This window comes from Pseudomonas sp. CAN1 (assembly GCF_030462585.1).
Taxonomy (GTDB): domain Bacteria; phylum Pseudomonadota; class Gammaproteobacteria; order Pseudomonadales; family Pseudomonadaceae; genus Pseudomonas.
This window is the reverse complement of the sequence record NZ_JASMRU010000001.1, coordinates 281,745-307,606: the sequence shown is the minus strand read 5'-3', so window position 1 is coordinate 307,606 and position 25,862 is coordinate 281,745. Positions and strand designations below refer to the sequence as shown.

Sequence of the window (25,862 nt, the reverse complement as noted above, 5' to 3'; positions counted from 1 at the left end):
TCCATGCTCGTCCCCGTCATTCTTTCCGGCGGCGCCGGGACACGGCTGTGGCCGGTTTCCCGTGAAGGTCAGCCCAAGCCGTTCATGGCCATGCCCGACGGCCAATCGCTGCTTAACAAGACCTACCGCCGCGCCGCCAGCCTGCTGGGGACCGAAGGCAATATCGTCACGGTGACCAACCGTGACTACTACTTCCAGAGCAAGGATCATTTCCAGGCCGCCAAGCTGCGTCAGAGCGGCCATTTCATTCTTGAGCCGACCGGCCGCAATACCGCTCCGGCTATCGCCGTTGCTGCCCTGGCACTGCGTGCGCTGCATGGCGACGACGTGACCATGGTGGTGATGCCGGCAGACCACCTGATCCGCGATATCGATACCTTCGGTCGTTGCGTGGAGCATGCCGTCGAGCTGGCGGAAGCCGGGCAACTGGTGACATTCGGTGTAGTGCCCAACGCCCCGGAAACCGGTTTCGGCTATATCGAGATGGGCGACGCGCTGGACGACAAGGGCGGCAGCCGGGTGAAGCGCTTCGTCGAGAAGCCGGACCTGGATACTGCCAAGGGCTTCCTGCAGGCAGGCACCTTCCTGTGGAACTCGGGGATGTTCTGCTTCACCGTCGGCACCTTCATCAGCGAGCTGGAGAAGCACGCGCCGGAGATGCTCGCGCAGGCCATCGATTGCCAGATGGCGAGCCAGCCGGCGGAGTTCGGCAACCTGGTGCAGCAGGAGTTGCCGCTGGAGCACTTCTGCGCACTGGAGGACATCTCGATCGACTACGCGCTGATGGAGCGCTCCGACCGCGTCGCGGTCATCCCCGCCGCCTTCGACTGGAGCGACATCGGCTCCTGGACCGCCATGAGCGCCCTGGTGGACGCCGATGCCGACAACAACCGCGCCGCCGGCAACGCGATCTTCGTCGACAGCCGCGACAATTATGTACAGAGCGAGGGGCGCCTGATTGCCACCGTCGGCGTCGAAGGCCTGATCGTGATCGAAACCGCGGACGCCATCCTGGTGGCGGACTCGGCGCGGGCCCAGGACGTACGCAAGGTGGTCAAGCAGCTCAAGGACACCGATAACGAGGCCTATCGCCTGCATCGGACCGTGAGCCGTCCCTGGGGCACCTACACCGTCCTGGAGGAGGGGCCGCGCTTCAAGATCAAGCGCATCGTGGTCAAGGCGGGCGCGGCGCTGTCGTTGCAGATGCACCACCACCGCAGTGAGCACTGGGTCGTGGTGCAAGGCATGGCCAAGGTCACCAACGGCGAGTCGGTGCGACTGGTCAACAGCAACGAATCGACCTACATCCCTGCTGGCCATCGTCATCGCCTGGAAAATCCCGGTGTGATCGATCTGGTCATGATCGAGGTGCAGAGCGGCGAATACCTGGGTGAGGACGATATCGTCCGCTTCGAGGATATCTACGGAAGGGCCCGCTGAATGTTGTTAGCTGTATCGCGCTCCGTCTGGTCCTACCGCGGCTTTATCGTCGGAAGCGTGAAGCGCGAGTTCCAGGCGCGCTATCGCAGTTCGATGCTTGGCGCCTTGTGGACAGTGCTCAACCCGCTGGCGATGATCCTGGTCTACACCGTGATCTTCTCGCAGGTCATGCGTGCGCGCCTTCCCGGTGTGGACGATGGTCTCGCCTACAGCGTTTTCCTCTGCGCCGGCCTGCTGACCTGGGGGCTCTTCGGTGAGATCGTCGCACGCAGCCTGACGATGTTCCTGGACAACGCCAATCTGCTGAAGAAGCTCAACTTCCCACGCATCTGCCTGCCGCTGATCGTCCTTCTCAACGCCAGTGCGAACTTCGCGATCATCCTGGCGCTGTTCTTCGGATTTCTGCTTATCACCGGGCGCCTGCCGGGCGTGGCGTTGCTGGCGCTTCCCGTGCTGCTGGCGATCCAGCTGATATTTGCGGCTGGGCTCGGGATGGTTCTGGGTATCCTCAACGTCTTCTTCCGCGATGTCGGGCAATTCTTCGGCATCGCCCTGCAGTTCTGGTTCTGGCTGACGCCTATCGTCTATCCGCTGTCGATACTGCCGCCGGGCATTCGCGCGATCGTCGAACTCAACCCGATGACTGCACTCATGCACGCTTACCAGGAGGTATTCCTGCGTGGCGCGTGGCCTGAGTGGAACAGCCTGATACCGGTGGCGGTGCTGGGGGTTCTGCTGTGCGCTTGCGGCATCGCGCTGTTCCGCGCGCGATCTGGCGAAATGGTGGATGAGCTCTGATGGGTAGAATCAGCGTCAAGGGCCTGGGCAAGGCCTACAAGCAATATCCCACGCGAGCCTCGCGACTGTTGGAGTGGCTGTGGCCATCCAGGCCGCGGCACAGCGTTCACTGGATCCTGCAGGACATCGACTTCGAGGTGCAGGCAGGTGAGGCCATCGGCCTCGTGGGTGTGAATGGCGCCGGTAAGAGCACACTGCTCAAGATGATCGCCGGCACCACCCAGCCCACTGCCGGGAAGATCCAGGTCGAAGGGCGTGTTGCTGCATTGCTGGAGCTGGGCATGGGGTTCCACCCCGAGTTCACCGGTCGGCAGAACGTCATCATGGCCGGCCAACTGCTGGGTCTGAGCGTGGAAGAGATCCAGGGGCTGATGCCGGAAATCGAGCGTTTCGCCGAGATCGGCGAGGCAATCGACCAGCCTGTTCGCACGTATTCCAGCGGCATGCAGATGCGCCTGGCGTTCAGCGTGGCTACTGCGCGTCGACCTGACGTTTTGATAGTCGATGAAGCCCTGTCGGTCGGCGACGCCTACTTCCAGCACAAGAGCTTCGAGCGCATCCGTGGCTTTCGCCGGTCCGGTACCACTCTGCTGATCGTTTCCCATGATCGGAGCGCGATTCAGTCCATCTGCGATCGTGCCCTGCTGCTCAACGGCGGCAAGCTCGTCAAGCAGGGCGATACCGAGTCGGTCATGGACTATTACAACGCCCTGCTGGCCGAGCGTGAGCGCAACACGGTGCGTCAGGAAATGCTCGCCGATGGCAAGGTTCGGACTATCTCCGGCAGCGGTGAGGCGGCAATTCTCGATGTGCGGCTGCTGGACGAGCAAGGCAAGGCGCAGGATGTCGTGGAAGTCGGCGAGCAGGTGCAGATCGAGGTCGATGTCGAAGTGCGCGAGCCGGTCGAGCGGCTGGTGCTGGGCTTCATGATCAAGGATCGCTTTGGTCAGCCGATGTATGGCATCAATACCCATCGCTCGGAGCAGGCCCTGGATGGCTTGCAGGCCGGCGAGCGGATTACTTACCGCTTCGCTTTCCCGATGCGTCTGGGCAAGGGCAATTACTCGGTGGCCTTCTGCCTGTCGCGTCTGGATTCACATCTGGATCGCAACTACGAGTGGCGTGACTACGGGTTGGTTTTCCAGGTGATGAACCTGCGCCGGGAGGACTTCGTCGGTTGCACCTGGCTGGATGCAAGCATCGATATCAGCCGCTCCCTTCCAGAAGTCCCCGCTCGAAATGCCCGGAGTGTTTCCTGATGCGCCTGCTCGTCGAATGCACCTACGTCTTCGAACATCCTCACGTGAACTCCGGTATCCAGCGCGTGGTGCGCAACGTGATCCGGCATCTGGAAGACGCCGAGGGTGGGGTCGAGTGCATTCCTGTGGCGTTCATCAAGGGGCGCATGCACCGGGTGCTGCACCTGGCGCCGCTGTCGACCGAGGAGCTGCCCTGGCACAGCCGTATGAAGATCGCGCTGGAGCAGTGGCGCAACGATTACTGGGTGCGTCATGCGAGCCTGGAACGGCGCTGGCCCATGAGCCGCCACCACAATGCCCGGCGCGCACTGTATGTCGCCTGCAAGGTGGCCAGCCTGGCCATTACCCTGCCGCTGCGCTTCGCCATGTTCGCCTCGCGCAATCACATCGTGCCTGAGCGCCTGGAACCGCTGGAGATCCAGCCCGGCGACCAGCTCCTGCTGCTCGACTCCTCCTGGCACGCCGACTTCTTCCCGGTGGCCGAGAAGCTCAAGGCGGACGGCGTCGGGATGATCTCGGTGATCTACGACCTGATCCCCTGCACCCATCCCCAATTCTGCGACGCCGGCCTGGTGAAGGTGTTCGACCGCTGGTTCGACTGGATCGTCGAAATGGCGGACGGTTTCATCTGTATTTCCACCACCATCCGCGATCAGGTGCGTGCCGAAATTGTTCGCCGTCGGGGCGAAGAGGTTGCCCAGGGCTTGTGGTTCGAGCACTTCTACCTCGGCTCGGAGCTGGACCTGGTGCACGAAGCTTCGCAACTGGATGGCAAGCTGGTGCAGATGTTCGAGGATGGCGCACCGGTCTACCTGATGGTCAGCACCATCGAGCCGCGCAAGAACCACGCCTATCTGCTCGATGCCTTCGAGCGCCTGTGGGCTGCCGGTTCGCCCGCGCGCCTGTGCATCATCGGCCGCTACGGCTGGAAGTGCGAAGAGCTGATGGCGCGCATCCGCAGCCACGCAGAGCTGAACAAGCGCCTGTTCATGTTCAACAAGCTCAATGACCGCGGCCTGGAGTACGCCTACGCCAAGGCCCGTTCGCTGGTCTTCCCGTCCTATGTCGAAGGATTCGGCCTGCCGCTGGTGGAGGCCATGCAGCGTGGCTTGCCGGTCATGGCCAGTGACATTCCGGTGTTCCGGGAAGTGGGCAGCGATTTCGTGGCGTACTTCGATCTTGAGCGCCCGGAGACCCTGGCGTCGCTGGTGCAGGAGTTCGAAAGCAGCAACCGATTCCCAGCGACCAGAGCGGCGGGCGACTGGAGCTGGCTGACCTGGCGTGATGCCAGTCGGCAACTGGTCAGTCGTGTGCTGGGCGCCCTGTCGCGGCGTAAACAGATGCAGCCTCAGCCTGAAGTGGAAGTGGGTTAGCGTGCACGTTGCGCTGAATGCTCGCATTCTCCAGGCACCCAGGGCAGGCATCGGCCAATACGTGTCCTCCCTGGCCCTGGCGCTGCAGGAACAGGCAGAGATCAGCCTGCAACTTTTCCTCGGGCGTCATTGGACGCTCGACCTGCCACCCACCTCGATGCCTGGATACTCCCGTCGCACCTCGATTGCCAAGCGGGTGCCGGGTGCCTACCGCATTCGCCGATGGCTGGAGCAGGGCAGCTTCGATCGTGGGCTGCGGAATCGATCCATCGACCTTTACCACGAACCGAGCCTATGGCCGCTCGAGTTCGACGGGCCCATGGTCATGACCCTGCATGACCTGACCCATGTGCATTACCCCCATACGCAACCCGCTGATCGCCTGGCCGAGATCGAGCGTCATGTCGGCAGGGGCGTCGAGCGGGCGCAATGCGTGCTGACGGATTCCGAATTCGTTGCGGCAGAAGTACGTCGTCATTTCGCACTGCCTGATGAGCGCGTACTGGTTGCACCACTGGGATATGCACCACGCTTTCGCCCTCGCAAGGATCCAGAGCTGGCAACGACGCTGGCACCGTTTGGATTATCCGCCGGGCGATATCTGATCTGTGTCGGCACACTGGAGCCGCGCAAGAACCTTCTGCTGGCGCTCAGAGCTCATGCGTTGCTGCCGTCGGCATTACGCACGCGCCTGCCATTGGTAATAGTCGGAATGCCAGGCTGGCGCTGCGAAGGTCTCGATGACACGCTGGACGCAGCCGTTAGCGCTGGCTCGGTGAAGGTGCTGGGCTACCAGAGCGACGAAGTGCTGGCAGAGTTGCTGGCCGGAGCGAAGGCCCTGCTCTTCCCCTCGCTCTACGAGGGCTTTGGCCTGCCGGTGCTGGAAGCGATGGCCAGTGGTGTGCCGGTATTACTGACGCGGACCTCCTCGCTACCGGAAGTGGCGGGAGAGGCGGGCATCTATGTCGACGCCCTTGATGCGCAAGAGATGTGCTCTGCCATCCAGGAGTTGGTGGAGGATCCGTCGCTTTCGCAGCGGTGCCGAGTGCTGGGTCTGGAGAGGGCCCGGGAGTTCAGCTGGCAGCGTTGCGCCCGGATAACCAGCGAAGCCTACCGAAAGGCTGTGGGGGGCTGAATGCGCGTATTGCACTTCTTCAAGACTTATCTGCCGGACTCGGTGGGTGGCATCGAGCAGGTGATCAACCAGCTCTGCCGCACCGGACGGCACCACGGTATCGAGCATCAGGTGCTTACCCTGAGCGCGGATCCGGAACCGGCGATGGTGATGGTCGACGGGCACCAGGTCCATCGAGCGCGCCTGGACATACAACTGGCCTCCACCGGATTCTCGTACAGCGTGCTGGCGCAGTTCCGCAAGCTCGCGGCCGACGCCGACATCATCAACTTCCACTTCCCCTGGCCGTTCATGGATGTGGTGCACCTGCTCTCGGGTATCGATAAGCCCACCGTGGTGACCTACCACTCGGATATCGTCCGTCAGCGCTTCCTCTTGAAGCTGTACCAGCCGCTGATGCACCGCTTCCTTGGCAGCGCTGACCGCATTGTCGTCGCATCCCCCAACTACCTGGGCTCCAGCGAAGTGCTGCGTCGCTATCAGCACAAGGCCGAAGTCATTCCCTACGGCCTGGACAAGCAGGCCTATCCGAAACCCGCGCCTGAGCGCGTCGAGCACTGGCGTCGCGAAGTAGGGGAACAGTTCTTCCTGTTCGTCGGTGTGATGCGCTACTACAAGGGCTTGCACATCCTGCTGGATGCCGTGCAGGGCACCGGGTACCCCGTGGTGATCGTTGGCGCCGGACCGCTGGAGCAGGAACTGAAGGCCCAGGCCGCCGCGCTCGGCGTCGAATCGCACGTGCGCTTCGTTGGGCGGGTCAGCGAAGAGGACAAGGTTGCCTTGCTGCAACTGTCACGGGCGATTGTCTTCCCGTCGCACCTGCGCTCCGAGGCATTCGGTATTTCCCTGCTGGAAGGCGCAATGTACGGCAAGCCGATGATCTCCAGCGAGATCGGCACCGGTACCAGTTTCATCAATGCCAACGGGCTGACCGGCCTGGTGGTGCCACCGAGCGATCCCCTGGCGTTCCGTCAGGCGATGCAGTGGTGTTGGGACAATCCCGAGGCAGCGGCAGAAATGGGCCGGCAGGCGGAAGCTCGTTATCAGGAGCTGTTCACGGCTGAGGCGATGGGGCGCGTCTGGGCAGATCTGTATCGCAATCTGCTGGACGAGAAGGCGGAGCGGGAAGGGCTGTTGCCCGAGGGTCGCTCTGGCTGAGCGACCGGGGCAACGAACTTACCAGTACAGTTACGGCGAGCCTGGAATAAGTGGCTCAGTTGTACTGTTGAATCAGCGCCAGAACGGCTTGTTCAGTTCGGCGTAACGCTGGGCTTCGCTGATACCGGCGTCGGCCAGCAGGCGGGAGTCCAGGCGGGCCAGCTGACGGCGGCTTTCCATGCGGCGCTGCCACAGGCGAACGGTGCCGACGAGGCCACGATGGGCGCTGGAGGTGCTACGGGTGGTGCTGAGGGCTGCGGAACCGAGGGTACGTTCCATGGTGGTCATCCTTCTCGCTTGTGGCGAGTAGTCAAGTTGCTGAATGGATTGAGCATATGATCTGACTTTTCAGTCAGAGATGACAGGTACAGTTCAACTGTATTGTGGCTGGTCAGCCGATTGTAATTTTGAACTGTAATGGTCTTTTTCGGGGCGAACTGTACCGTTGCGCTCCATTCTGGTGCGCAATTGGTGGGCGTATGAGGCTTTTTGCAGGTGCCGGCCAGGGTGGCGGCGGGGGAAGCTGAACAGTTGGTGCGGGATAAAAATCTGTTCAGGAGTGTTTTTACGTGGTTTTTTTCCGGCTGTAAACCCTTGCGGGCCATTCATTGCTGAATGACCCGCAAAGCGTCTGGAATCAGCTCGCCGCCAGCATGTGGCCGCGTTCTTCCAGATTGATATGCCACTCCAGGGCCTCGCGCAGTATGTGCGGGGTATGCCCGCCGCGCTCGCAGGCGGCATCGAAGTAACTGTTCAGGGCGTCGCGGTAGGACGGGTGCACACAGTTGTCGATGATCGCCCGGGCGCGCTCGCGCGGCGCCAGGCCACGCAGGTCGGCCAGGCCGACTTCGGTGACGAGGATGTCCACGTCGTGCTCGGTGTGGTCGACGTGGCTGACCATCGGCACCACGCTGGAGATGTTGCCGCCCTTGGCGATGGACTTGGTGACGAAGATGGCCAGGTGCGCGTTGCGGGCGAAGTCACCCGAGCCGCCGATGCCATTCATCATCCTGGTGCCGCCCACGTGGGTGGAGTTCACGTTGCCGTAGATGTCGAATTCCAGCGCGGTGTTGATACCGATTATCCCTAAGCGACGGACCACTTCGGGGTGGTTGGAGATCTCCTGCGGGCGCAGTACCAGCTTGTCCTTGTAGCGCTCCAGGTTGCCGAACACATCGGAGTTGCGGCGTGCCGACAGGGTAATGGAGCTGCCCGAGGCGAAGCGCAGCTTGCCGGCGTCGATCAGGTCGAAGGTCGAGTCCTGCAGCACTTCGGAGTACATGGTCAGGTTCTCGAAGGGCGACTCGATCAGGCCGCACATCACCGCGTTGGCGATGCTGCCGATGCCGGCCTGCAGCGGGCCGAGGCTGTTGCTCATGCGGCCGGCGTCCACTTCACGCTTGAAGAAGTCGATCAGGTGGTTGGCGATGCCCTGGGTCTCGTCGTCCGGCGGCAGCACGGTGGACGGCGAGTCCGCCTGGTCGTTGACGACGATGGCGACGATCTTTTCCGCCGGGATCGGGATGGCGGTGCTGCCGATGCGGTCGTCGACCTTGGTCAGCGGGATCGGCGTGCGGGTCGGACGGTAGGTCGGGATGTAGATGTCGTGCAGGCCTTCCAGGTTGGAGTGGTGCGCGACGTTGATCTCGACGATCACCTGCTTGGCGAAGATCGCGAAGCTGGCCGAGTTGCCCACCGAGGTAGTCGGCACGATGTGGCCTTCCTCGGTGATGGCGACGGCTTCGATGACGGCGATGTCCGGCAGCTTGAGCTGGTGGTTGCGCAGTTGCTCGACGGTCTCGGAGAGGTGCTGGTCGATGAACATCACCTCGCCGGCGTTGATCGCCTTGCGCAGGGTGCTGTCGACCTGGAAGGGCATGCGTCGGGCCAGCACGCCGGCTTCGGTGAGCTGCTTGTCGAGGTCGTTGCCCAGGCTGGCGCCGGTCATCAGGCTGATGCGCAGCGGCTCCTGCTTGGCGCGCTCGGCGAGGGCCTTGGGTACGGCTTTGGCTTCGCCGGCGCGGGTGAAACCGCTCATGCCGACGGTCATGCCGTCCTTGATAAGGGCCGCGGCCTGGTCGGCAGTCATCACCTTGTCCAACAGGGAGGACATACGCACGCGATCACGGAACATGGGAAAACCTCGGGCAGTAGGAAGTGCAAGGCGGCCAGTCTAGGGACTCGGCGATTTTTGGCTCTTATACCAAGGTCGAAAAATCGCCCGGCCGGGGCCTTCTTACTACCAATGTCCAGCACTTTTCCCATTGCCGGAAAGCAAGACACCGGCGCGAGGCCGGTGTCTTGTGGATCGACGGTCGTCTTATTCGACGGCCTTGACCATGTCTTCGATGACTTTCTTGGCGTCGCCGAAGACCATCATGGTCTTGTCCAGGTAGAACAGTTCGTTGTCCAGGCCGGCGTAGCCGCTGGCCATCGAGCGCTTGTTGACGATCACGGTCTTGGCTTTGTAAGCCTCGAGGATCGGCATGCCGGCGATCGGCGACTTCGGATCGTTCTTCGCGGCCGGGTTCACCACGTCGTTGGCGCCCAGTACCAGCACCACGTCGGTCTGGCCGAACTCGGAGTTGATGTCTTCCATCTCGAACACCTGCTCGTAAGGCACTTCGGCCTCGGCCAGCAGGACGTTCATGTGGCCCGGCATGCGGCCGGCAACCGGGTGGATGGCGAACTTCACGTTGACTCCGCGATGGGTCAGCTTCTCGGCCAGTTCCATCAGCGCGTGCTGGGCACGGGCCACCGCCAGGCCGTAGCCGGGAACGATGATCACGCTGTCGGCGTTGGTCAGCAGGAAGGAAGCGTCGTCGGCCGAACCGGATTTCACCGGGCGGGCCTCTTTCGCACCAGCCGGGCCGCCAGCGTCCGCTTCGGCGCCGAAGCCACCGAGGATGACGTTGAAGAACGAGCGGTTCATCGCCTTGCACATGATGTAGGAGAGGATCGCGCCCGAGGAGCCCACCAGCGAGCCGGCGATGATCAGCATCGAGTTGTTCAGCGAGAAGCCGATACCTGCCGCGGCCCAGCCGGAGTAGGAGTTCAGCATCGACACGACTACTGGCATGTCCGCGCCGCCGATCGGGATGATGATCAGCACGCCGAGGATGAAGGCCAGGGCCAGCATCACCACGAAGGCGGTCAGGTTACCGGTGAACATGAACAGCAGGCCCAGGCCCAGGGTGGTCAGGCCCAGCACCAGGTTGAGCATGTGCTGGCCAGTGAACTGCACCGGGGCGCCCTGGAACAGGCGGAACTTGTACTTGCCCGACAGCTTGCCGAAGGCGATCACCGAACCGGAGAAGGTGATAGCGCCGATGGCTGCGCCGAGGAACAGCTCCAGGCGGTTACCGGTCGGAATGGTATCGCCCAGGTTCTGCACGATGCCCAGCGATTGCGGCTCGACCACGGCGGCGATGGCGATGAACACGGCGGCCAGGCCGATCATGCTGTGCATGAAGGCGACCAGTTCCGGCATCTTGGTCATCTCGACGCGCTTGGCCATGATCGAGCCGGCGGTGCCGCCGACCAGCAGGCCGATGATCACGTAGACGATGCCGGTGGTGGCGATCTCGCTGCTGATCTTGAACACCAGGGCCACGGTGGTCAGCGCGGCGATGGCCATGCCGATCATGCCGAACAGGTTGCCGCGGCGCGACGTGGTCGGGTGCGACAGGCCTTTCAGCGCCTGGATGAAGCAGACCGAGGCGATGAGGTAGAGGAGGGTGACGAGGTTCATGCTCATGTCAGTGCTTCTCCGCCTTCGGCGCTTTCTTCTTGAACATTTCCAGCATGCGGCGGGTGACCAGGAAGCCACCGAACACATTCACTGCAGCCAGGGCCACGGCCAGGGTGCCCATGGCCTTGCCCAGCGGGGTGACGGTCAGGGCGGCGGCCAGCATGGCGCCGACGATCACGATGGCCGAGATGGCGTTGGTCACTGCCATCAGCGGGGTGTGCAGGGCAGGGGTGACGTTCCAGACCACGTGGTAGCCGACGTAGATCGCCAGCACGAAGATGATCAGGTTGTAGATGCCGTGGGAGATCAGCATGTCTTCCATAGTTTCTCACCGGTCTTCAGGGCCGGACGCGGGGTCCGGCGCGTTCTTATATAAGAAGGGCTTCAGCCGTTCTTGCGCACGATCTGGCCATCACGGCACATCAGGCACGCGGCGACGATGTCGTCTTCCATGTTCACCGTGAAGCCTTCGGCGGTCAGGGTGAGCTTGAGGAAGTCGAGCAGGTTGCGTGCGTAGAGTGCGGAAGCATCCGCCGGCACCAGCGCGGCCAGGTTGCTCAGGCCGACGATGGTTACGCCGTGCTTGACCACGACCTGGTCGGCCTCGGTCAGCGGGCAGTTGCCGCCCTGGGATGCCGCGAGGTCGATGACCACCGAGCCCGGCTTCATTTCGGCGACGGTCGCCTCATGCAGCAGGGTCGGCGCCTTGCGGCCCGGAATCAGTGCGGTGGTGATGACGATGTCCGACTGCTTGGCGCGCTCGTGCACGGCCTTCGCCTGGCGCTCCATCCACGAGGCCGGCATCGGGCGGGCGTAACCGCCAACGCCTTCGGCGCACTCGCGCTCTTCGTCGGTCTCGTAGGGCACGTCGACGAACTTGGCGCCGAGGGACTCGATCTGCTCTTTCACCGCCGGGCGTACGTCCGATGCCTCGATCACCGCACCCAGGCGCTTGGCCGTGGCGATGGCCTGCAGGCCGGCAACGCCAGCGCCGAGGATCAGCACGCGGGCGGCCTTAACGGTCCCGGCGGCGGTCATCAGCATCGGCATGAAGCGCGGATAGTGGTGGGCAGCGAGCAACACAGCCTTGTAGCCGGCGATGTTGGCCTGGGAGGAGAGCACGTCCAGGCTCTGCGCGCGGGAAGTACGCGGCGCGGCCTCGAGGGCGAAAGCGGTGACGCCGCGTTCGGCCATGCGGGCGATGTTCTCGTTGTTGAACGGGTTGAGCATGCCGATCAGTACGGTGCCCGGCTTCATCTGCGCCAACTCGCTATCGCTGGGTGCGATGACTTTCAGCACAAGCTCCGAACCGTAGGCATCGGCAGCGCTGCCGATTTTCGCGCCAACGGCTTCATAGGCGGCATCCGGCTGGCTGGCGCTGACGCCCGCACCGCTCTGAATGACGACCTGATGGCCCTGCCCGATCAGTTTCTTGACCGTCTCCGGCGTTGCTGCGACCCGCGTCTCACCGGCTTGGGTCTCGAGGGGTACACCGATCTGCACTCGCAAATCTCCTGCGTGATCCTGGGATTGTCCGGGCTACTACGTCGGCGACCCGGGTTATCGAACTGGCAACGGTCTAATTCTTGTTGTGTGACCGGGCTGTGACCCGGTGGCCGCGGCATTGTGCAATCGAACCTGGAGGGCATCAAGAAGTTCTGGAGTGGTACGAAGCGATAACTACAAGTCACGTTTGGACCCGCAGTTTTCCGGTCGCCACCGAGGCCGCGTGGGCCCTGGCGTTTAGCCTAATTGCCTATTGTGACCGGACGGAAATGTCATCCTCGCCGTGAATGACCACCCATCAGAGGCTCCCCATGCCCACCGAAAGGCCCGGTAATCCTGCAACAGGCTCAGGCATAGGTGTTAATTAATGTTTCTAATATGGAGTATGAGTCATTCCTGATGCCTGATTTTCTGTAGCAGATTTTTTACATTGACTACGGGGTCAGGAAAAGCGACAGGACGCCTCAGGGCCGCGTGTTACAACGCGCCAGAGCCTTGCAATGAGGTTTAGCAGAAAGTCGGGATTTGTCCGCTGGCGTGACGAATGGCGCAGAAAAAACAACGGCCACCTCTATCGGGTGGCCGCTGGGGGTGAGACAGGGTGTCGCGGGGGATCAGTTGTTCGCGCCGACCACGCCGGGCAACTGGGCGACCAGCTTGTCGTTGTGCAGCGGGGCGCGGATGAAGCCGTGCTGGGTGTTGTCCGGGCCGATGATGACCAGGTTGCCGCTGTGGTCGACGGTGTAGTTGGGCTTGCTGGTGTCCGCCGGGATGTAGGGGATGCTCATGGCGTTGGCCAGCTTCTGCACATTCTCTTCCGAGCCGGTGATGCCCTTGAAGCCGGCATTGAAGAAGCCGAGGTATTCCTTGATGCGCGGCGCGGTATCGCGGTGCGGGTCGACGCTGACGAACACCACCTGCAGGTTCTTCGCCACTTCCGGCGGCAGCTTGGTCTGCAGCTCGCGCAGTTGCGCCAGGGTGGTGGGGCAGACGTCCGGGCAGAAGGTGTAGCCGAAGAACAGCAGGGACCACTTGTCCTTCAGGCTGGCGGTCTGGAACGGCTGGCCGTCCTGGTCGGTGAAGGTGAGGTCGGGGACGCTGCGGGTCTGCGGCAGGATCACGATGCCGGCGTCGAGCAGCACGGTCGGATCGAGCTGGTGGCGCTGGTTGAGCACCTTCTGGACGGTGAGGCCGAGGATCAGGGCGACGATGGCGACGAGGATGAAGACGGTCTTGTTGACTCGGGACATGGGGTTCTCGTGGGTCGGGACGTCTGGGCTTGAGGCTGCTGTTCGCACCGTGCCCATGACCGGCAGGGGAGCGGTGATGTTCGCGAGCAAGCTCGCTCCTACAGGGGGGAGCGAGCCGGTTGGCAAACACTCAGTAGTTCAGGTGCAGTGGCAGATAGTGGTCCACCAGCAGCGCGATGAACAGCAGGAACAGGTAGGCGATAGAGTACTTGAAGGTCTTGATCGCCGCATGGGGTCGGCTGCCGCAGTAGAGCGCCCAGGCCCAGTCGAGGAAGCGCGCGCCCAGCGCCAGCGCGGCGAACAGGTAGACCAGCCCGGCCATGTGGATGGCGAAGGGCATCAGCGTCACGGCGAACAGCACCAGGGTGTAAAGCAGGATGTGCAGCTTGGTGTAGTGCTCGCCATGGGTCACCGGCAGCATCGGGATGTCGGCCTTGGCGTATTCGTCCTTGMGGTGCAGGCACAGCGCCCAGAAGTGCGGCGGTGTCCAGGCAAAGATGATCAGCACCAGCAGCAGCGGTTCGGCGGAAATCTGCCCGGTCACTGCGACCCAGCCCAGCAGCGGCGGGGCGGCGCCGGCAAGACCGCCGATGACGATGTTCTGCGGCGTGGCGCGCTTGAGGAAGCCGGTGTAGAGCGCCGCGTAGCCCAGCAGCGAAGCCAGAGTCAGCCAGGCCGTCAGCTCATTGGTGAACACCAGCAGCACCGCCATCCCGGCTACCGACAGCAGCATGGCGAAGCCCAGCGCGATGGGCGGCGAGACGCGCCCTTCGGCCAGCGGGCGCTTGTGGGTACGCGCCATGATCGAGTCGATGCGCCGGTCCACCACGTGGTTCACCGCCGCCGCGCCGCCGGCGCACAGGCCGATGCCGAGGTTGCCGAAGACCAGCACCTGCCAGGGCACGCCGGCCTTGGTGGCGAGCAGCATGCCGATCAGCGAGGTGATCAGCATGAGCAGGACCACCTTGGGCTTGGTCAGTTCGAGCAGGTCGCGCCAGCTGGCTTGGCTGGAAGTGCTGATGACGCTGGCCATGGGCATTTCTCCTGACTTCTTTTAGGGGGACCGGCGCGCCGCGGCGCCGGCCATCGTGATCAACTGTTCAATCTCGAGCCTGCAATCTCATCCCTGCGAGCTCATCCCTGGGATGGATAGGCCACCGGGCGCTCCAGGGCGTCCAGGGTGATCGGGCTGCTGGCGGGCAGCTCGACGCGTTTCGCCGCGGGTGCGCGCACCCGGTAGTTCACCAGCACCAGCATCAGCAGCAGGAACGCGCCGCCGCCGTTGTGCGCCACCGCCACCGGCAGCGGCAGGTGCAGCAGCACGTTGCTGATGCCCAGGCCGATCTGGAAGGACAGCCCCAGCAGCATCAGCGCGGTAATGCCGATCAGGCCGTGGCGCTGGAGATTCCAGGCCAGCAGCAGGATCACCGCGGTGACGCACAGCGCGCCCATGCGGTGGGTCATGTGGATGGCCGTGCGGGCGTCGCTGTCGAGCTGGCCGCCCAGGTAATTCGGACCGATGTGCTGGGTGAGGTGGAAGCCGTTGGCGAAGTCCATGTTCGGCCACCACTCGCCGTGGCACATCGGCAGGTCGATGCAGGCCACCGCCGCGTAGTTGCTGCTGACCCAGCCGCCGAGGGCGATCTGCCCGATCACCATGAGCAGGGCCAGGGCCGCCAGCGCGCGCAGCTTCGACGGCAGTTGCAGCGGGGCGAAGGCGCCGGACAGGCGCAGGCTGAGCAGGAACAGCAGCGACAGTGTGGTGAAGCCGCCGAGAAGGTGCGCGGTGACCACTTGCGGCCAGAGCTTGAGGGTGACCGTCCACATGCCGAACGCCGCCTGGGCAATCACCACCGCGAGCAGCACCAGCGGCAGGCGCGTCGGCTGGCCGTCACGGCCGCGACGCACCAGTGCGTGCACCGCCAGCCCGAGGATCAGCAGGCCGAGGCTGCCGGCGAAGTAGCGGTGGATCATCTCGTTCCAGCCCTTCTGCGCCTCCACCGGCGAGTCGGGGAAATGCATCTCGGCGTGGGCCAGTTGCGCCTCGTTCAGTGGCACGTGGACGAAGCCGTAGCAGCCGGGCCAGTCCGGGCAGCCGAGGCCGGCATGGGTCAGCCGGGTGTAGGCGCCCAGCAGGATGACCACGAAGGCCAGCGCCGTGGCCAGCACGGCGAGGTAGAAGGCGGGTTTGCGTCTTGCCTGGATCATGCGTCGCTCCCGATCTTGTTGTTGTCGTGGGGCTGGCGATGGCGCAACCGACTCAACCGATGTTCGACAGCTTCAGCAGCAGCTGCAGGTCTTTCAGGATCAGCTTGCCGTTGGCCTTGGCGTCGTAGCGCAGTACCAGGTTGCCGTGGGGGTCGACGATCCACAGTTGCGGCTGCGCGCCGGTGTGCTGGTTGGGTGTCAGGCCCAGGCGCTGCAGGCGCGGGTAGTCCTTGTCGAGCAGGCCGGTGAACTCGGCCGGCAGCGGCTTGGCGAAGGCCAGCGCATGGTCGGCGCGGCTGGCTTCGCGGCCCAGGCCGATGTTGATCTGGCGCGCCAGGTAGACCAGTTGCTGGCAGTCGCTGCTGCAGATTTCCGGCGCGGTGACCAGCAGTTGCCACTGGTCGCTGGCCTTGTCGTCCTGCACGCCGAGGTCGGCCGGGGTCTGCCCGGTGGCGATCAGGTCGCCATGGTAGCTGCGGCCTTCCGGCACCCAGAACTGCAGCTTGTACATGGCGGTGGCGAGCAGCATCGGCCCCAGCACAAAGCCAAGGATCAGCAGCAGTTGCACGCGGCCGCGGCGGCGGGCGGTAGAGTCAGGCAGGGTCATGGCGGTCATGGTCAAGGGTCTCCCGTGCGCGACGGATGCCGAGGTAGAGGTAGAGAGCGGAGAGTGCGATGGCCAGGGCGAACCACTGCACGGCATAGCCGACGTGGCGCTCCGGGGGCATGGCGACGATCGGCCAGTCGGTGTCGAATGCGGCGTCGCCCGGCTCCAGGCGGATTTCCAGCGAGCTGCCTTCGCGGCCGAGCTGGTCCCACAGGAATGGGGCATCCACTTGGGTGAGCAGGCGTGGCCAACTGGCAAGCGGGGCGCTCTGGTCGGCGGCTGGCGGGACGTAGGTCCAGGCGTCCAGCAACAGGTCGTGGCTGGGGGTGTCGACCTTCGGCGGTACGCGGCGGTCGGGCCAGGGCACCCAGCCGCGGTTGACCAGCAGCCACTGGTGGCCGATGCGGTCGAAGAAGGGTTGCAGCACCTCGACGCCGGCCTGGCCGTTGCGGGTGCGGTTGTCGAGCAGGGCGGTGTGTTCGGCGTCGAGCTGGCCTTGCAGGCGCACACGAACGTAGCTGCGCGGCGGCTGGCGTTCGAGCTCGGCGATGCTGATCGGATCCTGCTGGCGTTGCACTTCGGCGGCGGCGAGGAGGGTGCGTTTTTCGGCGGCGCGCGACAGTTGCCAGAAGCCCAGGCCGATCAGCACAGGCAGCAGTGCGAGGACCACCAGGGTCGGCGCGATACCGGGCCGGAAGGCGCACGTGGCGCGACCTTGCCGCTCTGGATCAGAACCGTGCTCAGATGCGTGCTGGCTATACTGCAAGACATCCCCCTCAACCCCAGTCCCCTGCGGACAGGAGGCCGGTAGTGCTCAAAGCTGCGATCGTTCTGTTGTTGCTGGCGACCGTCGTCAGTCTGTTCAGTGGCCTGTTCTTTCTGGTCAAGGACGAGGGCCATGGTTCGCGGGTGGTCAACGCGCTGACCGTGCGTGTCACCCTCACCGCCCTGACCGTCGCTCTCATTGCCTGGGGCTTCTTCAGCGGCCAACTCGGCAGCTCTGCCCCCTGGCATTTCTAGTTCCGTACTGCTCTTCGTAGGAGCGAGGGGGACGCCTAGTTCTTGCTCGCGAATCTTTATCCCTGACGCAATGGCTTCAGGCGGTTCGCGAGCAAGCTCGCTCCTACAGGGTGTGCGCCCTCAAAGCACGTAAACGAAGATGAACAACCCGATCCACACCACGTCGACGAAGTGCCAGTACCAGCTGGCTGCCTCGAAGCCGAAGTGTTTGTCGGCGTCGAAGTGCCCGCGGATGATGCGGATCAGCATGATGCTCAGCATGATCGCGCCGATGGTCACGTGGGCGCCGTGGAAGCCGGTGAGCATGAAGAAGGTCGCGCCGTAGATGCCCGAGCCCAGGGTCAGGCCCAGCTCGCTATAGGCCTCGTGGTACTCGTAGGCCTGCAGCACGATGAAGCAGGCACCCAGCGCGACGGTCGCCGCCAGCCACATCTTCAGCGGGCCGCGATGGTTCTTCTTCAGTGCGTGGTGGGCGAAGGTCACGGTGAAGCTGGAGGTGACCAGCAGCAGGGTGTTGATCAGCGGCAGCTTCCACGGATCGATCACTTCCTTGGGCGGCGGGAACAGTTTGTTGTCCGGGTTGTTCAGCTGTGGCCAGCCGGTTTCGAACTGCGGCCAGAGCATGTGCGAGATACCGTGGTGACCTTCGCCGCCCAGCCACGGGTTGACGAAGTGGCGCACGTAGAACAGCGCGCCGAAGAAGGCGGCGAAGAACATCACTTCGGAGAAGATGAACCAGCTCATGCCCCAGCGGAACGAGCGGTCCATCTGCGGGCTGTAGAGCCCGCCGCGGCTTTCCTTGATGACGTTGCCGAACCAGCCGAACAGCATGTACGCCAGGATCAGCCCGCCGGCGAAGAAGATCCACGGGCCGTGGGAGTGCTCCTTGCCGGCGCTCATGTCGTTCATCCAGGTGCCGACGCCAAACATCGTCACCAGCATGCCGATGGTGGCGATGATCGGCCACTTGCTCTGCGCGGGGACGTAATAGGGATCGTGGGTTGCCATCTCTCTTGTTCTCCTTTGCCCTTCAGCGCTCGTTACTGGCCACGGGTGGCTTGCGGGCAGTGATGTCGAACAGCGTGTAAGCAAGCGTCAGGTGACGCACATCCTTGGGCAGGTCGCGGTCGACGATGAAGCGCACCGGCATTTCGATGCGCTCGCCCGGCTGCAGGACCTGCTGGGTGAAGCAGAAGCATTCGGTCTTGTGGAAGTAGGTGGCCGCCACCGACGGCGCGATGCTCGGGATCGCCTGGGCAGTCATCGGCTTGTCGGTGGGGTTGTAGGCGACGAACAGCATCTGGTTCACCGCGCCGGGATGCACCACCAGCTGCTCGGCCTCGGGGTGGAATTCCCAGACCATGTCGATGTTGTTGTTGGCGACGAACTGGATCTTCACCTCGCGCGACTGATCGACCACCTGGCTGTCGCCCTGATAGGCGCTGCCGGAGGTCTTGCCGTTGATGCCCAGTGCCTTGCACATCACGTCGTACAGCGGCACCAGGGCAAAGCCGAAGGCGAACATGGCGACCACGGCTATGACCAGCCGGGTCACCAGCTTGCGCGTTTCGATGTTGCCGTCGCTCATGGTTCGAATCCTCCCTTGTAGGAGCGAGCTTGCTCGCGAACTGCCTGACGCCGGAGCCTCGGGAAAAAGCGTTCGCGAGCAAGCTCGCTCCTACAGGTAAGCCCTTACTTCACCTCGGGCGGGGTGCTGAAGGTGTGGTACGGCGCCGGCGAGGGAATCGTCCACTCCAGGCCTTCCGCGCCATCCCACGGCTTGGCCGGGGCCGGCGGGCCGCCGCGGATGCACTTGATGACGATGAACAGGAACAGCAGCTGGGTGGTGCCGAACATGAAGGCGCCAATGGACGAGATCATGTTGAAGTCGGCGAACTGCAGGTTGTAGTCCGGAATCCGCCGCGGCATGCCGGCAAGCCCGACGAAGTGCATCGGGAAGAACGCCATGTTCATGCCGATGAAACTCATCCAGAAGTGCAGCTTGCCCAGGGTCTCGTCGTACATGTGGCCGGTCCACTTCGGCAGCCAGTAGTAGGCCGAGGCGAAGATGCCGAAGATCGCGCCGGGCACCAGCACGTAGTGGAAGTGCGCCACCACGAAGTAGGTGTCCTGGTACTGGAAGTCCGCCGGGGCGATGGCCAGCATCAGCCCGGAGAAGCCGCCGATGGTGAACAGGATGACGAAGGCCACGGCGAACAGCATCGGCGTCTCGAAGGTCAGCGAGCCTTGCCACATGGTCGACGCCCAGTTGAACACCTTCACCCCGGTGGGCACGGCGATCAGCATGGTCGCGTACATGAAGAACAGCTCACCCACCAGCGGGATGCCCACCACGAACATGTGGTGCGCCCACACGACGAAGGACAGGAAGGCGATCGAGGCGGTGGCGTAGACCATCGAGGTGTAGCCGAACAGCGGCTTGCGGCTGAAGGCCGGGATGATCGAGCTGACGGCGCCGAACGCCGGCAGGATCATGATGTACACCTCGGGGTGGCCGAAGAACCAGAACACGTGCTGGAACAGCACCGGGTCGCCGCCGCCGGCCGCGCTGAAGAAGCTGGTGCCGAAGTGGATGTCCATCAGCATCATCGTCACGCAACCCGCCAGCACCGGCATCACCGCGATCAGCAGGAAGGCGGTGATCAGCCAGGTCCAGACGAACAGCGGCATCTTCATCAGCGTCATGCCCGGGGCGCGCAGGTTGAGGATGGTGGCGATCACGTTGATCGCGCCCATGATCGAACTCATGCCCATCAGGTGGATGGCGAAGATGAAGAAGGTCACGCTGTGCGGCGCGAAGGTGGTGGAGAGCGGCGCATAGAAGGTCCAGCCGAAGTTCGGGCCGCCGCCGGGCATGAACAGGGTGCTCACCAGCAGGCCGAAGGCCGCCGGCAGCAGCCAGAAGCTGAAGTTGTTCATGCGTGGCAGGGCCATGTCCGGCGCGCCGATCATCAGCGGCACCATCCAGTTGGCCAGGCCGACGAAGGCCGGCATCACCGCACCGAAGACCATCACCAGGCCGTGCATGGTGGTCATCTGGTTGAAGAACGCCGGCTCGACGATCTGCAGGCCCGGCTGGAACAGTTCGGCGCGGATCACCATGGCGAAGGAGCCGCCCAGCAGGAAGGCGCAGAAGCTGAACCACAGGTACAGCGTGCCGATGTCCTTGTGGTTGGTGGTCAATACCCAGCGCATCAGGCCCTTGGCGGGGCCGTGGTGGTGGTCGCCGGCGTGAGAATGGTCGGGGTGATCGATCACTGTACTCATCGCGGCCTCCTTATTGTTGTTTCTGCTTGTAGGCGACCACTTCTTGCGGGGTCACCATGTCGCCGTCGTTGTTGCCCCAGGCATTGCGCTCGTAAGTGATCACCGCGGCGATGTCGACTTCCGAGAGTTGCTTGCCGAAGGCCGCCATGGCCGTGCCCTGGACGCCGTTGAACACGGTCTCCAGGTGGTGCTCCTTGGGCCCGGTGACGATCTTCGAACCCTTGAGCGCCGGGAACATCGGCGGCATGCCCTGGCCTTCAGGCTGGTGACAGGCGGCGCAGATGGTGTGGTAGACCTTGTCGCCGCGGGCGACCAGCTCTTCCTTCGTCCATTCCTTGCTGGTCAGCTCCTTGAGCTTGACCGCCTCCTCCTTGCGCTCGGCCAGCCACTTGTCGAAGTCAGGCTTGGACTTCACGTCCACCACGATGGGCATGAAGCCGTGGTCCTTGCCGCACAGCTCGGCGCACTGGCCGCGGTAGACGCCGGGCTGGTCGACCTTGGTCCAGGCTTCGTTGACGAAGCCGGGAATGGCGTCGCGCTTGACCGCGAAGGCCGGTACCCACCAGGAGTGGATCACGTCGCTGGAGGTGACCAGGAAACGCACCTTGACCCCGGCCGGCAGCACCAGCGGGTTGTCCACCTCGAGCAGGTAGTGCTCGTCCTTGTCGGCCTTGTTGTGGATCTGGTCCTGGGGCGTGGCGAGGTTGGAGAAGAACTCCACGTCCTGGCCCAGGTACTTGTACTGCCACTTCCACTGGTAGCCGGTGACCTGCACGTCCAGCTCGGGCTCCGAGGTGTCGTACATGTGGATCAGCGTCTTGGTGGCCGGGACGGCCATCACCACCAGGATCAGGAAGGGAATGACGGTCCAGAGGATTTCCACCGTGGTGCTCTCGTGGAAATGCGCGGGCTGCTGCCCGGTGGACCGGCGGTGGACGATCATCGACCAGAACATCGCGCCAAAGACGACGATGCCGATGACCACGCAGATCCAGAAGATCGTCATGTGAAGATCGAAAACGTTACGGCTGACTTCTGTCGCACCGGGGGTCATGTTGACCGTCCAGGCGGCGTTTGCCTGACTGAAAGCCAAGAGCAAAAGGAAGCCCATCCAGACTCGTGGATGTCGCAGCATTCGGGTTCCCCTTATCGTTGTTTTTATCCCGCCGGCATAGCGCCCTGGCTGCGATCCCCATTCCAGAGGGATCGAGCCTGAACAAGCCAACGGCCAAGGGAGTGACCGCCAAGACAACTTACTTTGACGTCGTACCTCGGCAGCACGCAGGGCAGGCCGGGTCCATCAGGTTTTCGGTGTGTCGAAGCGGAGTATAGCCACGGGTTGCGACATAACAACGCAGAGTAAAAACTGTGTTTGAAAGACCGAACTGCGATCTCAAAGCCACGGACGGCGCGGCTTTGGAGTACCATGCTGGCCGTCTGATATGCCGTGTCGGCATAAACAGTTCATGAATATGACAATCGCGTCTTAGCTACGGCCGGGGTGCGGCTAAGGTCTTTCTTCACTTTCCAAACCCGTTGTCTTGGAGCTGTCATGAACACCGCTGCACTGCGTGAGCTGATCCGTAATGCCCATCTGCTCGAGTCCCGCCACGGCCACCTTGCCCGCCTGATCCAGAGCCAACTGCAAAGCCTGCACAAGAGCATCGCCCTGACGGGAGAGGACCCCAGCGGCACGCTGACGCGCTTCGTCCACGCCTATATCGAACAGGTGCCCGACTTCCTCGACGCCGCCCACGCGGTGGCCCGCGCTGCCGGCATCGAGGACCGCATCAAGCCGGTGCTCAAGCTCGCCGAACAGTTCTTCCTCACCCCGCCGGTGCTGCTCGACGGCCACGACGGACTCGACGCGCTGCTGGACGAGGCCTACCTCGCCCATCGCCTGGTGGAAGAGGTGAACGACCGCTACATCGCCCACTTCAACCAGCCGCTGATCCCGCTGGACACCACGGTGGCCAACCTGGTGGCGCACCAGCTGATCGGCGAACCCTTCGCCAACCAGCTGGATGAAGCGGTGCACCACGCGGTCAACGGCATGCTCGACGACAGCACCTTTAGTTCCGAGTCCGCCGTCAGCTACCGCGCCAGCCTCAACGACCCGCAGGTGGTCATGGCTTGGCAGCAGTGGCCGTGCCTGTCGCGGCAGTTCGGGGTGGAGCTGGAGCTGGGCCGCGACTGACCCTCAGCTCGCGCCCTGCAGCGCGCGCACCCGCCCCTCCAGCCGCCGGCGCAGGCCATTGCCCTCGATGGACAGGCGGCAGTCGCTGGCTGCGGCGGTGCGGCCCCAGTCTTCGAGCAACTCCATGCACGCATGGTCGATGTAGCTCAGGTGCTGCAGCGGGACGCGCAGGTGCGTGCCGGGCTTCACCGATTGCAGCGCCTGGGCCAGCGCCGGCACTTTGAGGAAGGTCGCCGCTCCAACCAGCCGCAACTCGGCACCTTTGCCCTTGTCGTCGTAGCGCAGGTTGATCTTCAGCCGTGCAGCCTTGAACACCAGCTTCAATACCGTCAGCGCAAAGCCCAGCAGCACACCGGTCAGCAGGTCGGTGGCGACGATGGCCAGTGCGGTCGCCGCGTGCACGAATACCGGCATGCGTCCGTAGCGGCCCAGCGAACGCAGCGCCTTCAGGTCCACCAGCTTGATCCCGGTGTAGACCAGCACGCCGGCCAGGCTGGCAATGGGGATCTGCCGCAGCAGCCCACCCAGCAGCATGACGAACGCCAGCAGCCACAACCCGTGGAAGATTGCCGAGGCGCGGCTGCGCGCGCCGGCCTGCACGTTGGCCGAGCTGCGCACGATCACCCCGGTCATCGGCAGCGCGCCGAGCAGCCCGCAGAGCATGTTGCCCACGCCCTGGGCGCTCAGCTCGCGGTCCATGTCCGAGCGCGGGCCGCTGTGCATGCGGTCCACGGCGGCGGCCGAGAGCAAAGTTTCCGCGCTGGCGATGAAGGCCACTACCACGGCGGCCAGCAACAGCGTCGGGTCGAGCAGCGCGGCGAGGTCGCTCGGGCGGACCCAGTCGATGGCGTCGCCGAGGTTCTCCGGCACGCTTACCCGCAGCACATCGAGCTGCAGCATGATGCTCGCCAGCGTCGCGAGGCTCACGCCGATCAGCGCTCCGGGCAGCATGCGCAGCCGGCCGGGCTTGAAGCGATCCCACAACGCCATGCAGGCCATGGTGGCCAGGCCGAGTAGCGCCGCATCGAAACCGCTGGTCTCCGACAGCAGCGCCGCCGGGAAGGCCAGCAGGTTATCCAGGCCGGACGCCTGCGGCTTGAGGTCCAGCATCACGTGGACCTGCGACAGCACGATAAGAATGCCGATGCCCGCGAGCATGCCGTAGACCACGGCGGGCGAGGTGACGCGGAACCAGCAGCCCAGGCGCAGCCTGCCCGCGAGTAATTGCAGCGTGCCGGCCAGCAGCAGGATCGGCCCGAGCATGGCCATACCGTGGGTGCGCACCAGTTCGAAAACCAGCACCGCGAGGCCCGCCGCCGGGCCACTAACCTGCAACGGCGAGCCGGCAAGAAAGCCGACCACCAGGCCACCAACGATGCCGGTCAGCAGGCCCTTGGCCGGCGGCATGCCCGAGGCGATGGCGATACCCATGCACAGCGGCAGGGCGACGAGAAAGACTACGACTGACGCGAGCAGATCGCGTGGCAGCACCTGGCGCAGCTGGGAAAATCCGCATGGAACAGAGTGGGAGGCCGACATGGCGCTGTTCTCCTTCAAGGCATTTTTCGGGCGCGCGAAAGCCCACGACGCCGGTCTCGACCGCATCGACACGCGCAATTAAGAGGGATGGCGAACGCGGTGGGGGCGTGCGCCTCAGGCAGGGATCGAGTCAGGAGTGGGGCGCGGCGTTTGTTCTGGCGGGCCGCCGCGCCCCGGACTTACTGTGGTTGAGAGCTACCGCGGTGAAGAGCTACCGCAGTTGAGAACTACTGGGGCGAGTAGCGCGGACGCGGAGTGGCGCTGGGCGTTGGGCCTTCGCCGTCGAGGGGGCGGAAACGACCTTCCTGGGCGTCATAGGCCTTGATGGCGCTGGTCTCGATGTCATACACCCAGCCATGGATGAACAGCTGGCCGGAAGCCAGGCGCGCGGCCACGGAAGGGTGAGTCTTCAGGTGATCCAGCTGGGCCACGACGTTCTCTTCGGTGAGAATCCCCAGGTGTTCCTGGGTGGCGCAGCCGCAGGTCTGAGCGACCACGGTGCGGGCGACTTCAGCGTGGCGTAGCCACACCTTCACCGTCGGCATGCTTTCCAGGCTCTGCGGATTCAGCACCGCTTTCATCGCGCCGCAGTCGGAGTGGCCGCAGACGATGATGTGCTGCACGCCCAGGGCCATCACCGCGAACTCGATGGCGGTGGAGACGCCGCCGTTCATCTGGCCGTACGGCGGCACCACGTTGCCGACGTTGCGGGTGACGAACAGGTCGCCCGGCGAGCTCTGGGTGATCAGTTCGGGGACGATGCGCGAGTCGGCACAGGTAATGAACATGGCGCGCGGGTTCTGCGCGTGGGCCAGCTTCTTGAACAGTTCTTCCTGCTGCGGGAAGACCTCATGACGGAACTGGCGGAAGCCCTCGACGATATGGCGCAGTGCCTCGTCAGCTGTTTCGTGGGCGTGATCCTCACCGTGCGTTTTGTCGTTCATGTATCAGCCTCGAAGAATGACGAAGAATTTTCCCACGTCAGCCGACGCTCTCCCTGGGGAGAAAAGGCACAGCCGTGGGAAAAAATCTGGCGTGACCGGCAAGTCACTTTGTGCTCAAACCCTAGGCGAAGAAGATTAAACCAAAATTAAAAAACCGCTCTGGAATGAGCTTTTGCATGATGTTTCGCCGACATTTCAAGATGATATCGGCCAGCTATCATGGCGATGAAATGTCACAGTGCCAGTGTGATGGAGGCGATGTTCTGCCTAAAGGCAATATGACATTATCCGCCGGTATTTCTGTCAGACCCGGACCACCGGGCCAGGCGCTTGGTCAGGATGACGAGCGTGGCGCACGACGCCGGACCCTTCCCCAGTCCCCCCGAGAA

General features: G+C 63.7%; 25 protein-coding genes. 8 read left to right on the top strand and 17 right to left on the bottom strand.

From position 1 onward, the window contains the following. The first annotated feature begins 3 nt into the window (after positions 1-3). The 6 genes from QO207_RS01470 to QO207_RS01445 are packed head-to-tail and all read left to right on the top strand — an operon-like array spanning position 4 to position 7,163. Complete coding sequence (locus QO207_RS01470; RefSeq protein WP_301478978.1) at positions 4-1,440, top strand: mannose-1-phosphate guanylyltransferase/mannose-6-phosphate isomerase; 1,437 nt, start codon at positions 4-6, stop codon at positions 1,438-1,440. Then, complete coding sequence (locus QO207_RS01465; RefSeq protein WP_301478977.1) at positions 1,441-2,238, top strand: ABC transporter permease; 798 nt, start codon at positions 1,441-1,443, stop codon at positions 2,236-2,238. Then, positions 2,238-3,497: an ABC transporter ATP-binding protein gene (locus QO207_RS01460; RefSeq protein ID WP_301478976.1), complete on the top strand. Its 1,260-nt coding sequence runs from the start codon at positions 2,238-2,240 to the stop codon at positions 3,495-3,497. Before QO207_RS01465 ends, QO207_RS01460 begins: the two co-directional genes overlap by 1 nt. Continuing rightward, positions 3,494-4,870 (top strand): glycosyltransferase family 1 protein, encoded by a 1,377-nt coding sequence (locus tag QO207_RS01455; RefSeq protein ID WP_301479399.1) that lies wholly within the window; start codon positions 3,494-3,496, stop codon positions 4,868-4,870. The genes QO207_RS01460 and QO207_RS01455 overlap by 4 nt, the downstream gene beginning before the upstream one ends. A gap of 1 nt (position 4,871) precedes the next feature. Beyond that, on the top strand, positions 4,872-6,005 hold the full coding sequence (locus QO207_RS01450; protein ID WP_301478975.1) for a glycosyltransferase family 1 protein: 1,134 nt from the start codon (positions 4,872-4,874) through the stop codon (positions 6,003-6,005). After that, complete coding sequence (locus tag QO207_RS01445) at positions 6,006-7,163, top strand: glycosyltransferase family 4 protein (RefSeq protein WP_301478974.1); 1,158 nt, start codon at positions 6,006-6,008, stop codon at positions 7,161-7,163. It abuts the gene before it with no gap. 72 nt (positions 7,164-7,235) lie between these two features. On the opposite strand, the gene QO207_RS01440 is transcribed toward QO207_RS01445, so the two are convergent. From QO207_RS01440 to QO207_RS01390, 11 genes are all read right to left on the bottom strand, one after another. Further along, positions 7,236-7,442, bottom strand: coding sequence for a DUF1127 domain-containing protein (locus tag QO207_RS01440; protein ID WP_015474893.1), 207 nt, complete (start codon positions 7,440-7,442; stop codon positions 7,236-7,238). Between the two features lie 5 nt (positions 7,443-7,447). After that, positions 7,448-7,768, bottom strand: coding sequence for a hypothetical protein (locus QO207_RS01435; protein WP_301478973.1), 321 nt, complete (start codon positions 7,766-7,768; stop codon positions 7,448-7,450). 32 nt (positions 7,769-7,800) lie between these two features. Next, positions 7,801-9,297, bottom strand: a complete 1,497-nt coding sequence (locus QO207_RS01430; protein ID WP_301478972.1) for an acetyl-CoA hydrolase/transferase family protein — start codon at positions 9,295-9,297, stop codon at positions 7,801-7,803. 186 nt (positions 9,298-9,483) lie between these two features. Continuing rightward, a complete protein-coding gene (locus QO207_RS01425; RefSeq protein ID WP_081518899.1) occupies positions 9,484-10,920 on the bottom strand; it encodes an NAD(P)(+) transhydrogenase (Re/Si-specific) subunit beta in 1,437 nt (478 codons plus the stop codon). Position 10,921: 1 nt separating this feature from the next. Continuing rightward, positions 10,922-11,236 carry an NAD(P) transhydrogenase subunit alpha gene (locus QO207_RS01420; protein WP_015474896.1) on the bottom strand — a complete coding sequence of 105 codons (315 nt, stop codon included), beginning with the start codon at positions 11,234-11,236 and terminating at the stop codon, positions 10,922-10,924. Between the two features lie 62 nt (positions 11,237-11,298). Further along, positions 11,299-12,417, bottom strand: a complete 1,119-nt coding sequence (locus QO207_RS01415; RefSeq protein ID WP_301478971.1) for a Re/Si-specific NAD(P)(+) transhydrogenase subunit alpha — start codon at positions 12,415-12,417, stop codon at positions 11,299-11,301. A gap of 617 nt (positions 12,418-13,034) precedes the next feature. Further along, positions 13,035-13,670: an SCO family protein gene (locus tag QO207_RS01410; RefSeq protein ID WP_301478970.1), complete on the bottom strand. Its 636-nt coding sequence runs from the start codon at positions 13,668-13,670 to the stop codon at positions 13,035-13,037. A gap of 130 nt (positions 13,671-13,800) precedes the next feature. Continuing rightward, the gene (gene cyoE, locus QO207_RS01405; RefSeq protein WP_301478969.1) at positions 13,801-14,703 is read right to left on the bottom strand and encodes a heme o synthase; all 903 of its coding nucleotides are present in this window, start codon (positions 14,701-14,703) and stop codon (positions 13,801-13,803) included. A gap of 101 nt (positions 14,704-14,804) precedes the next feature. Continuing rightward, positions 14,805-15,878: a heme A synthase gene (locus QO207_RS01400; RefSeq protein WP_301478968.1), complete on the bottom strand. Its 1,074-nt coding sequence runs from the start codon at positions 15,876-15,878 to the stop codon at positions 14,805-14,807. Positions 15,879-15,930: 52 nt separating this feature from the next. Beyond that, the gene (locus QO207_RS01395) at positions 15,931-16,494 is read right to left on the bottom strand and encodes a hypothetical protein (RefSeq protein WP_301478967.1); all 564 of its coding nucleotides are present in this window, start codon (positions 16,492-16,494) and stop codon (positions 15,931-15,933) included. Continuing rightward, positions 16,472-17,170: an SURF1 family protein gene (locus tag QO207_RS01390; protein WP_301479397.1), complete on the bottom strand. Its 699-nt coding sequence runs from the start codon at positions 17,168-17,170 to the stop codon at positions 16,472-16,474. Before QO207_RS01390 ends, QO207_RS01395 begins: the two co-directional genes overlap by 23 nt. A gap of 125 nt (positions 17,171-17,295) precedes the next feature. Here QO207_RS01390 and QO207_RS01385 point away from each other — a divergent pair, with 125 nt between their 5' ends. Continuing rightward, positions 17,296-17,505: a twin transmembrane helix small protein gene (locus QO207_RS01385; protein ID WP_015474903.1), complete on the top strand. Its 210-nt coding sequence runs from the start codon at positions 17,296-17,298 to the stop codon at positions 17,503-17,505. Positions 17,506-17,625: 120 nt separating this feature from the next. On the opposite strand, the gene QO207_RS01380 is transcribed toward QO207_RS01385, so the two are convergent. The 4 genes from QO207_RS01380 to coxB form a co-directional block, all read right to left on the bottom strand. Beyond that, complete coding sequence (locus QO207_RS01380; RefSeq protein WP_138213360.1) at positions 17,626-18,513, bottom strand: cytochrome c oxidase subunit 3; 888 nt, start codon at positions 18,511-18,513, stop codon at positions 17,626-17,628. 22 nt (positions 18,514-18,535) lie between these two features. Further along, positions 18,536-19,093, bottom strand: a complete 558-nt coding sequence (locus QO207_RS01375) for a cytochrome c oxidase assembly protein (protein WP_301478966.1) — start codon at positions 19,091-19,093, stop codon at positions 18,536-18,538. 104 nt (positions 19,094-19,197) lie between these two features. Then, positions 19,198-20,793 (bottom strand): cytochrome c oxidase subunit I, encoded by a 1,596-nt coding sequence (ctaD, locus tag QO207_RS01370; protein ID WP_301478965.1) that lies wholly within the window; start codon positions 20,791-20,793, stop codon positions 19,198-19,200. 10 nt (positions 20,794-20,803) lie between these two features. Further along, positions 20,804-21,928, bottom strand: coding sequence for a cytochrome c oxidase subunit II (gene coxB / locus QO207_RS01365; protein WP_138213357.1), 1,125 nt, complete (start codon positions 21,926-21,928; stop codon positions 20,804-20,806). Positions 21,929-22,345: 417 nt separating this feature from the next. Here coxB and QO207_RS01360 point away from each other — a divergent pair, with 417 nt between their 5' ends. Further along, positions 22,346-22,990: a hypothetical protein gene (locus QO207_RS01360; protein WP_301478964.1), complete on the top strand. Its 645-nt coding sequence runs from the start codon at positions 22,346-22,348 to the stop codon at positions 22,988-22,990. Positions 22,991-22,993: 3 nt separating this feature from the next. Here the strand turns inward: QO207_RS01360 and QO207_RS01355 are convergent, their stop codons facing one another. Beyond that, complete coding sequence (locus tag QO207_RS01355) at positions 22,994-24,529, bottom strand: SulP family inorganic anion transporter (RefSeq protein WP_301478963.1); 1,536 nt, start codon at positions 24,527-24,529, stop codon at positions 22,994-22,996. A gap of 227 nt (positions 24,530-24,756) precedes the next feature. Then, positions 24,757-25,473: a carbonic anhydrase gene (locus QO207_RS01350; protein WP_253441900.1), complete on the bottom strand. Its 717-nt coding sequence runs from the start codon at positions 25,471-25,473 to the stop codon at positions 24,757-24,759. Positions 25,474-25,862: the final 389 nt, after the last annotated feature.

Bases quoted from the DNA above. Each gene is read 5' to 3' on its own strand.
- QO207_RS01380 (WP_138213360.1), bottom strand. From the start codon at position 18,513: ATGGCAACCCACGATCCCTATTACGTCCCCGCGCAGAGCAAGTGGCCG.
- QO207_RS01425 (WP_081518899.1), bottom strand. From the start codon at position 10,920: ATGAGCATGAACCTCGTCACCCTCCTCTACCTCATCGCCTCGGTCTGC.
- QO207_RS01395 (WP_301478967.1), bottom strand. From the start codon at position 16,494: ATGACCGCCATGACCCTGCCTGACTCTACCGCCCGCCGCCGCGGCCGC.
- QO207_RS01445 (WP_301478974.1), top strand. From the start codon at position 6,006: ATGCGCGTATTGCACTTCTTCAAGACTTATCTGCCGGACTCGGTGGGT.
- QO207_RS01440 (WP_015474893.1), bottom strand. From the start codon at position 7,442: ATGGAACGTACCCTCGGTTCCGCAGCCCTCAGCACCACCCGTAGCACC.
- QO207_RS01375 (WP_301478966.1), bottom strand. From the start codon at position 19,093: ATGAGCGACGGCAACATCGAAACGCGCAAGCTGGTGACCCGGCTGGTC.
- QO207_RS01420 (WP_015474896.1), bottom strand. From the start codon at position 11,236: ATGGAAGACATGCTGATCTCCCACGGCATCTACAACCTGATCATCTTC.
- QO207_RS01350 (WP_253441900.1), bottom strand. From the start codon at position 25,473: ATGAACGACAAAACGCACGGTGAGGATCACGCCCACGAAACAGCTGAC.
- QO207_RS01355 (WP_301478963.1), bottom strand. From the start codon at position 24,529: ATGTCGGCCTCCCACTCTGTTCCATGCGGATTTTCCCAGCTGCGCCAG.
- ctaD (WP_301478965.1), bottom strand. From the start codon at position 20,793: ATGAGTACAGTGATCGATCACCCCGACCATTCTCACGCCGGCGACCAC.
- QO207_RS01400 (WP_301478968.1), bottom strand. From the start codon at position 15,878: ATGATCCAGGCAAGACGCAAACCCGCCTTCTACCTCGCCGTGCTGGCC.
- QO207_RS01465 (WP_301478977.1), top strand. From the start codon at position 1,441: ATGTTGTTAGCTGTATCGCGCTCCGTCTGGTCCTACCGCGGCTTTATC.
- QO207_RS01460 (WP_301478976.1), top strand. From the start codon at position 2,238: ATGGGTAGAATCAGCGTCAAGGGCCTGGGCAAGGCCTACAAGCAATAT.
- QO207_RS01470 (WP_301478978.1), top strand. From the start codon at position 4: ATGCTCGTCCCCGTCATTCTTTCCGGCGGCGCCGGGACACGGCTGTGG.
- QO207_RS01410 (WP_301478970.1), bottom strand. From the start codon at position 13,670: ATGTCCCGAGTCAACAAGACCGTCTTCATCCTCGTCGCCATCGTCGCC.
- QO207_RS01360 (WP_301478964.1), top strand. From the start codon at position 22,346: ATGAACACCGCTGCACTGCGTGAGCTGATCCGTAATGCCCATCTGCTC.
- QO207_RS01430 (WP_301478972.1), bottom strand. From the start codon at position 9,297: ATGTTCCGTGATCGCGTGCGTATGTCCTCCCTGTTGGACAAGGTGATG.
- QO207_RS01435 (WP_301478973.1), bottom strand. From the start codon at position 7,768: ATGGCCCGCAAGGGTTTACAGCCGGAAAAAAACCACGTAAAAACACTC.
- coxB (WP_138213357.1), bottom strand. From the start codon at position 21,928: ATGCTGCGACATCCACGAGTCTGGATGGGCTTCCTTTTGCTCTTGGCT.